Below are 485 nucleotides of genomic sequence, written 5' to 3' on the forward strand. Positions count from 1 at the left end.
GCGCCCGCGTCTCGTACCTGACGCATGACGGACAAAATCCTCTATTGGCCAAGGACCTTGAGTTGTATCGTCGTCTGGTCGAAAGTCGTCCGCTGCACGCCAGCCCTCTTGAACATCAGGCTATTGCAACTGCCTTCAACTATCCGTCGCAGAACCTGACTGGCGGCTGGATGCAGCATCGGACGTTGTTGGAAACCGCTGGCTCTATTGACGAGATGCACCGCCGAATGGGTGTGCTGTAGTATATTGTGTGCACGTTACCAGAAATTCCCAATTTAATACTAGCAATCGAGTGCTGGTTGTGTTATAGTATCAATAAGTATTGAATCGGAGGTTTTATGGGGCGTCCACGCGCAGCACTTGAAGATGTGCGCAGAATTTTTACGGACAGGGGACATACGCCAACGTTCACGGATGCTGATTATGTCAATTCTCAGTCACGTTTAAGCTATGTGTGCGGCAGTTGTGGTTCTGTCGGTGGCACT

1 protein-coding gene is annotated in these 485 nt (G+C 50.7%); it reads left to right on the forward strand.

Annotation, left to right across the window (positions count from 1 at the left end):
- Positions 1-242: hypothetical protein (locus AC1RPW_RS07930; protein WP_481769431.1), on the forward strand; the 242-nt coding region annotated here is incomplete at its 5' end.
- Positions 243-485 lie beyond the last annotated feature (243 nt).

It is taken from the genome of Dellaglioa sp. CoH-55-MRSF-8 (assembly GCF_056782195.1).